General features: G+C 60.4%; 10 protein-coding genes. 3 read left to right on the top strand and 7 right to left on the bottom strand.

Features of this window, described 5'->3' with window-relative positions:
- The first annotated feature begins 508 nt into the window (after nt 1–508).
- Nucleotides 509–1,567, top strand: coding sequence for a MotA/TolQ/ExbB proton channel family protein (locus WBP53_RS13125; RefSeq protein ID WP_423929629.1), 1,059 nt, complete (start codon nt 509–511; stop codon nt 1,565–1,567).
- Complete coding sequence (locus WBP53_RS13120) at nt 1,564–2,652, top strand: peptidoglycan -binding protein (RefSeq protein WP_423929627.1); 1,089 nt, start codon at nt 1,564–1,566, stop codon at nt 2,650–2,652. The genes WBP53_RS13125 and WBP53_RS13120 overlap by 4 nt, the downstream gene beginning before the upstream one ends.
- Nucleotides 2,653–2,857: 205 nt before the next feature.
- Here WBP53_RS13120 and WBP53_RS13115 read toward each other — a convergent pair whose 3' ends face one another.
- From WBP53_RS13115 to WBP53_RS13105, 3 genes are all read right to left on the bottom strand, one after another.
- Nucleotides 2,858–3,601: a class I SAM-dependent methyltransferase gene (locus WBP53_RS13115; RefSeq protein WP_423929625.1), complete on the bottom strand. Its 744-nt coding sequence runs from the start codon at nt 3,599–3,601 to the stop codon at nt 2,858–2,860.
- A gap of 10 nt (nt 3,602–3,611) precedes the next feature.
- On the bottom strand, nt 3,612–4,154 hold the full coding sequence (locus tag WBP53_RS13110) for a pseudouridine synthase (RefSeq protein ID WP_423929623.1): 543 nt from the start codon (nt 4,152–4,154) through the stop codon (nt 3,612–3,614).
- A 147-nt stretch (nt 4,155–4,301) separates the two neighbouring features.
- Nucleotides 4,302–5,249: a class I SAM-dependent methyltransferase gene (locus WBP53_RS13105; RefSeq protein ID WP_423929621.1), complete on the bottom strand. Its 948-nt coding sequence runs from the start codon at nt 5,247–5,249 to the stop codon at nt 4,302–4,304.
- Nucleotides 5,250–5,528: 279 nt separating this feature from the next.
- Here WBP53_RS13105 and WBP53_RS13100 point away from each other — a divergent pair, with 279 nt between their 5' ends.
- Entirely contained in the window at nt 5,529–5,690 is a 162-nt protein-coding gene (locus WBP53_RS13100; protein WP_371279951.1) for a DUF1328 domain-containing protein, read from the top strand.
- An 87-nt stretch (nt 5,691–5,777) separates the two neighbouring features.
- Here WBP53_RS13100 and aceK read toward each other — a convergent pair whose 3' ends face one another.
- The 4 genes from aceK to WBP53_RS13080 all read right to left on the bottom strand — a co-directional run.
- Nucleotides 5,778–7,496, bottom strand: coding sequence for a bifunctional isocitrate dehydrogenase kinase/phosphatase (gene aceK, locus WBP53_RS13095; protein ID WP_423929619.1), 1,719 nt, complete (start codon nt 7,494–7,496; stop codon nt 5,778–5,780).
- A gap of 160 nt (nt 7,497–7,656) precedes the next feature.
- Nucleotides 7,657–8,916: an NADP-dependent isocitrate dehydrogenase gene (gene icd, locus WBP53_RS13090; RefSeq protein ID WP_423929617.1), complete on the bottom strand. Its 1,260-nt coding sequence runs from the start codon at nt 8,914–8,916 to the stop codon at nt 7,657–7,659.
- A gap of 177 nt (nt 8,917–9,093) precedes the next feature.
- The gene (locus WBP53_RS13085; RefSeq protein WP_423929615.1) at nt 9,094–9,570 is read right to left on the bottom strand and encodes a hypothetical protein; all 477 of its coding nucleotides are present in this window, start codon (nt 9,568–9,570) and stop codon (nt 9,094–9,096) included.
- The coding region (locus tag WBP53_RS13080) for a LysM peptidoglycan-binding domain-containing protein (protein WP_423929613.1) at nt 9,567–9,910 on the bottom strand (344 nt) is incomplete at its 5' end. The genes WBP53_RS13080 and WBP53_RS13085, both read right to left, overlap by 4 nt.

The raw sequence follows: 9,910 nt of genomic DNA, 5'->3' as shown, positions 1-9,910 counted from the left end.
TCTCAGACCCGCCCGCTTTTCCAGAAACTCGACAGATCGACAGAAGAGCGGGTGGGTCTGAGACGAATGGCGCTGACTTGAGGCCGATTCCAACGTTTCGTCATTCCCGCGAAAGCGGGAATCGCTTCACAACAGCCGCATGGCTGGTCATCGCTCTACTTGCAACTCCGGATAGCCGCTCATCCACTGAACTTGCGGCTACTACGAAAGGCCAAAAGAGCTGGATCCCCGCGTTCGCGAGGATGACAAAATGAAGGGATCGGCGTTAAGTCAGTGCCGTTTGGGTTCGAGTGTGCAATGACCAGGCAACGCAAGCAGGCGTTTGCGCATCCAATCAGGAATGCGAGGATGTTGCGGAAATCAGGAACTTGCATGCCGATTTCCGGAATGACGTCCGGTCGGAAGTACAAGCAAGTCATTTAGGCCGACGCAAACACGTACCCTCACCGCAACCCTCTCCCGTGGGGAGAGGGGGCCAAGACAACCGACAATCCACACCGAGGTCTTCATGTCCCGATTCAACCGCACCCTGCTCTGGATGACAGCCTTTCTCGCCCTTGTTGTCGTGCTTGGTGCACTGGTCGGGTCGCGCCTGATCGAGATCTTCCTCGCCAACCCGTTCTTCAATGGCGTGATCCTGACCGTGCTCGCGGCCGGGATCATCGTCAATATCCGGCAAGTCCTGGTTCTCGGGCAGGAAACGCGCTGGATCGAATCGTTTCGTCGCTCGAACCCTGAGCGCGCAACTGTCGGCAAGCCGCGACTGCTTGCGCCGATGGCGCGCATGCTCGGCAATCGCGAACGCGGCAAGGCTGCGCTGTCCGCGCCCTCGATGCGTACCATCCTCGACAGCGTGCAATCGCGGCTCGAAGAATCACGCGACCTCTCGCGCTACCTGATCGGCCTGGCGATATTCCTCGGCCTGCTGGGAACGTTCTGGGGCTTGCTGGTGACGATCCGTTCGGTTTCCGAGACGATCAGCACGCTCAACGTGGGCAATGACGCGCTGACCATGTTTGGCGCACTCAAGGAGAACCTCAAGGAACCGCTGGGCGGCATGTCAACCAGCTTTTCGACCTCGCTGTTCGGTTTGGCCAGCTCGCTGGTGATCGGCTTCCTCGACCTGCAGGCCGGACATGCGCAAAACCGTTTCTACAATGACCTCGAAGAGTGGTTGTCCGGCATGACCCATCTGTCATCAGGCAATGCTCTCGAAGGCGATGCCTCGGTTCCGGCCTACGTGCAAGCCCTGCTGGAACAGACAGCGGACGGACTCGAGCGCATGCAGCGTGCAATCGTGGAGAACGACCGCGAACGCCGCGGCATGAACGAGCAGTTCGCCGAAATTTCAAACCAGCTCGGTCGACTCAATGACTTGCTTGCCCGGGATGCGCGCGAGCGCCAGGGCGCAGCCCAGGTGCAGGATGAGCTGAAAACCGTGCTACGCCAGATCGCCAGCCACCCCGCTTCTGATTCGCGCCTGTCCGAGGAACTGCGCAGCGAGTTTCGCCTGCTTTCGCGCACGATCGCCGCCGCGGTCGGCTCGAATCGCGAGCCGCGCACATGAGTGGAATGATCCGCAGGCGACGACGCGCATTTGATATCTGGCCGGGTTTCGTCGATGCGCTGACCTCGCTGATCATGGTCATGATGTTCGTGCTGCTGATCTTCGCGATCGGCCAGTTTGTCCTGTCCGATACGCTGGCAGGCAAGAACAAGGCACTCGACACACTCAATGCACAAGTGGCCGAGCTGGCCCGCACCCTGTCACTGAGCGAGGAGCAGAAGACCGCACTCGACGCACGCGTGGCCGAACTCAGCGCCTCGCTTGGCGCGACCCAGGCCGAGCGTGCGCTGCTTGGCAGCGAACTTGATGCAGCAAGCGTGCAGGTGGCCAGCCTCAGCGCCGATATTGCGGCGCTCAACGAACTGAAGACCCAGCTCGAAGCTGAAGTCGCGCAACTCAGCACCCAGCTCGACGATACCCATCAGGATCTGGTCAAGCAGACCGAACTCGGCAATGCGGCGACCGCCCAGGTCGAACTGTTGAACCGGCAGATGGCCGCGATCCGCGAGCAACTCGGCAAGCTCGAAGCTGCGCTCGGCATCGCCAACAAGGATCTCGATTCGAAGGATGCGAAGATTGCCGACCTTGGCAAGCAATTGAACATCGCCCTGGCCAATCGCGTCGGCGAGCTCGAACGCTATCGTTCCGAGTTCTTCGGCAAGCTGCGCGAGGCGCTTGGCAATCGCAGTGATGTGCAGGTCGTAGGTGATCGATTCATCCTGCCCACTGACATCCTGTTCGAATCCGGTTCGGCCGAGCTGGACCCCGGTGCGCAGCTGCGCCTCGAATCCCTGGCCACGACGGTGCGCGAGGTGTCCGCTGAAATTCCGTCCAGCATCGACTGGGTGTTGCGCATCGACGGACACACCGACAAGCGTCCTATCCACACCGACCGCTTCCCTTCCAACTGGGAACTCTCGACCGCGCGCGCCGTAGCCATCGTCAAATATCTGGTCGTGCAGGGCATCCCCGCGCACCGCCTGTCCGCGAACGGATTCGGCCAGTTCCAGCCGATTGATTCGGCGAATACGACCGAGGCCTATGCGCAGAACCGGCGCATCGAATTGCAGTTGACCAACAGATAGCGGGATCGGGCTCTTGCGATAGCCTGGCGGAACGTCACGAATGAATCCGCATCCTGCCGGGTTTTCAACAGCCGAATGGCTGGTCGATCTCGTCACCGGCGCGGACTTCGATCACTATCCGGCTTTGCCGCGTCGTTGCCGGATTCAGCTACTCCGTCAGGGCGACAAGTTTTATTGCCAAGCACTCAGGTCGGGCACAGCCGCTTCAGATCCTTCCGCAATGAAGGTGGAAATCCCAGCGCACCTCGCGCGGCAAATCGGGATCTCCCCAGGCCAGTCTCAGATCGTTCTCGACCAGGGATACCGGATCCTGATCCCGTGCCCGGATATAGCGTTGCGTAGCCGACCACGATCGCAGGTAGGCAAGATACCGGTCGACCTTCCAATGCATGCATAGCTCAAGGCGCGGAGTCTGGATGCGTTCGAATGGGAAAGGCAGGCTTGCATAGCCGCTTTCTACCAGAGCCCGCTCGGGCGGCCAGTAAGGTCCGGTCAAATCAACGTAGACGCGGTCTTTCTGTCCATCCACATCAGCGTCGACCTTGCAGTCGGCATAGGACCAGAACGCGACCACTCCACCCGGCTTGAGTACGCGCCGGATTTCTTCATGGAATCGCGGCAGGTCAAACCAGTGCAATGCCTGCGCAACGCAGACAAGATCCACGCTTGCTTCGTCGAGTGACGACTGTTCTGCAGGCTCGACGCGATACTCGATATCGGTCTGCGGAGTGGCATTGGCGATCTGCTCCGCGCTGGGATCGGTGCCGATGACTCGATCGAAGTAGCGTGCAAGGTCGACGCTGGCCTGGCCACTCCCGCAGCCTGCATCCCAGGCCAGGCACGGCGTAGCGACCTGTCCGGCAAGAAACTCGAATAGCGCCTGCGGATAGTCCGGCCGCGCATCTCGATAGATTGCTGCGTGGGCCGAGAAGTGATCCTTGAAGGTCATGGACGAATCCTCAAACGGCTGATACCACTCGTGATTGCCCCGGTTGGAGATCGCCAAGTACGTGGCTGCCAATGCGCACCCGCACAAGGCGCAGGGTGGGCAGACCCACCGCGGCAGTCATGCGCCGCACCTGGCGGTTGCGGCCTTCGTGAATGCTCATCTCCAGCCACGACGTCGGCACGGTCTTGCGAAATCTTACTGGTGGATCGCGTGGCCAGAGCCAGTCTGGCTCGCCCTCAAGTGCACGCACTTCGGCCGGCAAGGTCTGGCCGTCCTTGAGCATCACGCCATCGCGCAAGGCTTGCAGCGCGGCGACTTGTGCCACGCCTTCAACCTGGACCAGGTAGGTCTTGGCTTCGCGGTGGCGCGGATCGGTGATGCGGTGGGCAAGGGCACCATCGTCGGTCAGCAGCAACAGGCCTTCCGAATCCTGATCGAGGCGTCCCGCTGCATAGACATTCTTCTGCCGCACATGGTCGGCAAGCGTCGGTCGGCCTTCGCGATCGGTGAACTGGCAGAGCACGCCAAACGGCTTGTTGAACAGGATAAGCATGGAAGGCTGCCGGCAGGTGGGTGCAATCGATCGATACTCGCGACCGATTGCACCTGCTGGGCTACTCGACTGCAACATTCATTCGAGAGGTTGCAGGCGATCAGGGCGCACGCCGCTGAGTGCCCACCCGAATGTGTGCAATCGCCGTCAGTTGCTGGCAGGCGTCGGCTTGGCCTTGTCCGTGCCCTGCTCGAAGATCTGGTCGCCTTCCGGCTTCTTGAACTTCAGGGTCATGCGGTCGGACTCGCCGATAGCCACGTACTTGTCACGATCCACGTCCTTCAGCGCGAGCGACGGCGGCAAGGTCCAGACGCCCTTCTCGTAATCCTTGGTGTCCTTCGGATTTGCGTTGATCTCGCTCTGATCGGCCAGCTCGAATCCTGCATCGGTCGCCAGCTTGATGACGGCGTCGGTAGGCAGATAGCCGGACCCCTTCAGGGACTCGGCATCAGCACCATCTGCAGCGCGATGCTCGACGACACCGAGCGTGCCGCCCGGCTTGAGGACCGCGTTGAAGGCGGCGAACATGGCCGGCGCACCGTCACCCCAGTTGTGCACGTTGCGGAAGGTCAGGACCACGTCGGCAGACCCGTCCATACCGAAGTTCGGCGCCTTGGTGTCGTACTCGACACTCATGGCTGCGCCGTACTGATCCGGATTGGCTGCCAGCTTTTCACGGAACTTGTCGTTGTTGCGCTTGCTGTAATCCGAGGTGGCATCAAGCGGATAGGCAGCGACATAGGTCCCGTTGCCCATGAGCATCGGTGCCAGAATTTCCGTGTACCAGCCGCCTCCGGGCGAAATCTCGATTACGGTCTGGCCCGGCGCGACACCAAAGAAGGCCAGGGTTTCCGCCGGATGGCGAAAGGCATCGCGTGCCTTGTTGTCATCCGAGCGCCAGGCACCTGTCAGGACCCCGGCGACCGGGTCGGCCGGGCTTGCTTCAGTTGCTGACTGTTCGGCAGGGGCAGCTGCTGGCGCCACTACTTCAGTGGGCTGATCCGAAGCGGCTTCAGGCGCTGCAGTCTTGTCTGCCGAAGGTCCGCAGGCAGCCAGGGCGAGCGTCAGGGCGAGAGCGAGGGGAAGTTGTTTCATGATCGACTCCAGTACGTTGCCGACAGGGCGGCAGGGGGCCGCCAAGCGTACCTCAATGCGCAAAAGAATGAACAGGGAGCGGAGCGGTTCGGTCTCGCTGGCACCTGCAGCGGCCACCGAAAACGGATCGAAAGTGAACGCTAGCCATCGGTTCAGCCGGCAGTAGGGAGAAGCTCGGAGTCAATTCAGGTAGCGCCGCCTAGAGTGTTACCCAACCAGCGCGAGCCCAGACCGGAGCAGATCTTCGCACTGGATACCCACTTAACAAGGAGACTCGCCATGCTTCACTACGCCATCGTATTTCTCGTCATCGCCTTGATCGCAGCCGTACTCGGCTTTGGCGGCATCGCCGGCGCATCGGCGGGCATTGCCAAGATCCTGTTCCTCGTATTCCTTGTGCTGTTCATCGTCTCGCTGGTGTTCGGTCGCAAGAAATTGTAGAGGCAACAACTCTCCAGCGTGAACTGGAAAGGGTCCGCATTGCGGGCCCTTTCCTTTGTGGATCCGGGCAAGGATGGGTCGCTTCGCTCAATCCTTGTGCAAACGGGCTGACTGCGGGTACGGTGGGATATCACTGTAGTCACCGCGGGCCAGGCCCTCTTGCACACCGCGCCACCAGGTCGCATCGAAGATCTCGCCGTGACGCTCGATCAATGCCTCGCGAAGATGCGCCGGCACGCCAAGAAAGCGCGGGAACATCTCGGGAAAGACATCCCCTTCTCTCACCGTGAGCCATTCTTCCAGCGGACGTGTCTCGTCTTCCTCGCGTGCCTCGGGTATGTGTCGAAACGTGCACGTATCGAGCAGGCACAGTTCATCGTAATCGTAGAAAATTGCCCGCCCGCCACGAGTAATGCCGAAGTTCTTGAGCAACAGGTCCCCCGGGAAGATATTGCTGCGCGCCAGATCCTTGATCGACTGTCCGTAATCCAGCATCGCCTGCATTGCTGCATGCGGCTCGGCTTCACGCACGTAGAGATTCATCGGGCGCAATCGTCGTTCCACATAGCAATGACGAACCAGCACATGCTCGCCATCGAGTGACACGGTTTCAGCGCACTGGCCAAGCAGTTCTTCGAGGATGCTTTCCTCGAACTGTCGTCTTGGAAAACGCAGATGACGAAACTCCTGCGCATCCACAAGACGGCCGATCCGATCGTAGCGAAACACGAGGTGGTACTTTTCCTCGACCTGACGGCGGGCAATGTCCTTGGGGTAGGCAAACTGGTCGCGAATGACCTTGAAGACCAGGGGGTAGTCCTTCGGCGTAAATACCGCCATGACCATGCCGCGCTCACCGTCGGCACGAACCAGACGCTCATCGGCATGCAGGGACAAATGCCGAAAGAGATGACGATAGCGTTCGGTCTTGCCCTGCTTGGCGCGACCGAGCACGGTGTAGAGCTCCTCGATGGGCTTGTGCGGCAAGAGCCCGGCCAGAAGGACCACGACATCGGCAACCGTTGGCAAGTCGACATGGAAATAGCTGCGCGTGAAACTGAAAAGCAGTGAAACCTGATCGACTTCGGTGATGACTGCGTCGGCTCGCACGCCGTCCGCATCGCTGACCAGGGCGATGACCACCGGAAACGCGCCTTGGCTGGTCAGGGCGCGACCGACCAGGTAGGCGCGACGTTCGCGAAAGAATGCGGTCTTGATCAGTTCGATTGCATGCGGGCGTTCGTTGCCACGCTCGCGCATGCGCTTGCCCAGCGTGCGTGAAATGGAACGGATGCACGTGCTGATCTCGGCATAGCCGTTGGCAAATGGATAATCGCCGAGGATGCGCTCGCAGACTGCGGCAAGCCCGTCCCCCACCGAATAGCGATGCAGGTCGGTGGCATCCTGTATGCCCGCGGTCGGTTCGCCATCCAGGGCCAGGAACTCGATGTCGGCTGCCACGCCATTGGTATGGAAGAACCGGCGCGACAACGAGTTGTAGAAGGTTTTCGGAAATTCGCGATCCAGCAGCGGCTCGACCAGAATCTGCAATTCGTCGCGAGTCGCCGACCATACCTGGCGCGAACGCACACGCTCCTCAAGCAGCAGTTCAAGCCGACCCAGGGTCTCGCGAATGCAGACGTCGTAAAGATCGATGCGCGCCGCCGCATCGACCCGCACATACTTCCAGTCACGTCGCTCGAAACGTCGCTTGGCCCGGCGCGTGATATCCGAGAAGCGCGCGTTGTAGTCGAGGAACGCGTCGAGGATCAGCGCCGCCGCGCGAGACTGGATGGTGGCCGTCACGGGTTGGGGCCGAGATTCGGGATTGGGGGTTCGGGATTCGCAATGGCAACGTGAGGCTCGTTGCAGATCAACGATTCTCCCGACATCTCAAGCGGAACCATATATTCCACCTCTCCGATCCCGTTTGACGAATCCCGTATCCCGAATCCCCGCTTTCCAACTACATCGCCGCAATCATTCGATCAGCGAATTCCGAGCACTTCACTTCGGTGGCGCCATCCATCAGGCGGGCGAAGTCATAGGTGACCTGCTTCTGGCCGATCGCCTTGTCCATGGCTGCGATGATGGCGTCGGCGGCTTCGTGCCAGCCCATGTAACGCAGCATCATTTCACCGGAAAGAATTACCGAGCCCGGATTGACCTTGTCGAGACCCGCGTACTTCGGCGCGGTGCCATGGGTTGCTTCGAACACGGCATGCCCGGTGACGTAGTTGACGTTGCCGCCCGGCGCAATGCCGATGCCGCCGACCTGGGCCGCCAGGGCGTCAGACAGATAGTCGCCATTGAGGTTGAGCGTGGCGACGACGTCGTACTCGGCGGGGCGTAGCAGGATCTGCTGCAGGAAGGCATCGGCGATGACGTCCTTGACGATGATTTCCTTGCCGGTCTTCGGATTCTTGAACTTGCTCCACGGTCCGCCGTCAATTTCGACTGCGCCAAATTCGGTGTGCGCGAGTGCGTAGCCCCAGTCACGGAAGCCACCCTCGGTAAACTTCATGATGTTGCCCTTGTGCACCAGGGTCACCGAATCGCTGTCATTGTCGATGGCATACTTGATCGCGGCACGGACGAGGCGCTCGGTTCCTTCCTTCGAAACCGGCTTGATGCCGAAGCCCGAGCTTTCCGGGAAACGGATCTTCTTGTAGCGATCCGGGAAATTCTCCTTGATCAGCGCGGCGAACTTCCGTGCGTCATCGGAACCCTGCTGGAACTCGATGCCGGCGTAGATGTCCTCGGTGTTCTCGCGGTAGATCGTCATGTTGACCTTGGACGGATCCTTGACCGGTGACGGCACGCCATCGAACCAGCGCACCGGGCGTACGCACGCGTAGAGGTCGAGCATCTGGCGGAGCGCGACATTCAGCGATCGGATGCCACCACCGACCGGCGTGGTCAACGGACCCTTGATCGAAACCAGATATTCACGGCAGGCATCAACGGTCGCGTCGGGCAGCCAGTTGCCGGTTTCATTGAAGGCCTTTTCGCCGGCAAGGACTTCCATCCAGTGGATCTTGCGCTTGCCGCCGTAGACTTTTTCGACTACTGCGTCAAACACGCGCACTGAAGCGCGCCAGATGTCCGGTCCGGTGCCATCGCCCTCGATGAAGGGAATGACCGGATGGGCGGGGACGTTGAGTATGCCATCGGAAATGGTGATTTTTTCGCCACCGGCGGGCGGCGCAATTTTGCTGTCGGACATGGAAGTCTCCGCTGAAAAGTTTGGTCGCGCAGATGGATCGCGTTGGACCGCAATCGCTTGCGCAGGGCCGGCTATTGTCCCCGGAATTCCCGATCAGCGCCAATGCACCGATCCTGGAAACCAAAAGGGGGCGCGGATATCTCCGCGCCCCCTTTCAGATTTTGAAACGCATGGCCCTTACTGGACCATGAATTCCTCGCTTGCAACGGGATTGCCGTCAAGCGTGATTTCGACCTTGTAGGTACCGACCGGCCAGCCATCGGGCTTGGCGATATGAAACGCCGTGTTGGCCGGGCCGCTCTGGACGATTGACTGGCTGCTTTCGTCGACCAGCTGTCCATCCGAGAAGGTCCAGCGTGCAACGATGGCTGCGTTCGGTGCGTTGCCGTCAGTCGCTACCGTTGCGTAGATCGTATCGGTGGGCGCAAACGTATCGGCTGTCGCAGTGGCCTTCTGGTTGGCGTCAAGCTGGTTGCCTACGGAGAGTGCGACAAAGCTTGCCGTCTCGACGACCGGAGCCGGTGGCGGCGCGGTCTCTACCACCGGAGCCGGTGCGACGACGGGAGCTGGTACTTCTTCCTTCTTCCCACAGGCGGCCAGCGCTACGGCTGCGGCCAGCGTGAAAGCCACGGGGGCGAAATTTGTTCTATTCATGGGTTGGTCTCCTTGGTTTCGGATTTTTCGGCAGGGATGTCTTCGGCAGGAATCTTCAGCACCTGGCCAATGCGGATCAGGTCCGGATTGCTGATCTGGTCGGTGTTGGCTTCGAATATCACGCGCCACTTTCCGGCGTGGCCGTAGAATTTCTTGGCGATCCCGGAAAGCGTATCGCCACTCGTGACCGTGTAGGTCTGCACCGTGTTCGCCGTTTCGACAACCGCCGCCGTCGAGGAGACGCCGCTGCTGACATTGCTGAAATCGGGTTTCTCCGGCGCCGGCTTGGCTGTGGATGCACTGCCACTCTTCACGTTCGAGAAGTCTGGCTTGAGGGGGT

Origin of the sequence: Dokdonella sp. (assembly GCF_049593775.1) — a bacterium.
GTDB lineage: Bacteria > Pseudomonadota > Gammaproteobacteria > Xanthomonadales > Rhodanobacteraceae > Dokdonella.
Note: the sequence above shows the minus strand (reverse complement) of the source record. Positions and strands in the feature narration are given on the sequence as shown.

Coding starts and splice junctions, on each gene's coding strand:
- WBP53_RS13115 (WP_423929625.1), bottom strand. CDS start 3,601: ATGACCTTCAAGGATCACTTCTCGGCCCACGCAGCAATCTATCGAGAT.
- WBP53_RS13100 (WP_371279951.1), top strand. CDS start 5,529: ATGCTTCACTACGCCATCGTATTTCTCGTCATCGCCTTGATCGCAGCC.
- WBP53_RS13085 (WP_423929615.1), bottom strand. CDS start 9,570: ATGAATAGAACAAATTTCGCCCCCGTGGCTTTCACGCTGGCCGCAGCC.
- WBP53_RS13110 (WP_423929623.1), bottom strand. CDS start 4,154: ATGCTTATCCTGTTCAACAAGCCGTTTGGCGTGCTCTGCCAGTTCACC.
- WBP53_RS13120 (WP_423929627.1), top strand. CDS start 1,564: ATGAGTGGAATGATCCGCAGGCGACGACGCGCATTTGATATCTGGCCG.
- icd (WP_423929617.1), bottom strand. CDS start 8,916: ATGTCCGACAGCAAAATTGCGCCGCCCGCCGGTGGCGAAAAAATCACC.
- WBP53_RS13125 (WP_423929629.1), top strand. CDS start 509: ATGTCCCGATTCAACCGCACCCTGCTCTGGATGACAGCCTTTCTCGCC.
- WBP53_RS13105 (WP_423929621.1), bottom strand. CDS start 5,249: ATGAAACAACTTCCCCTCGCTCTCGCCCTGACGCTCGCCCTGGCTGCC.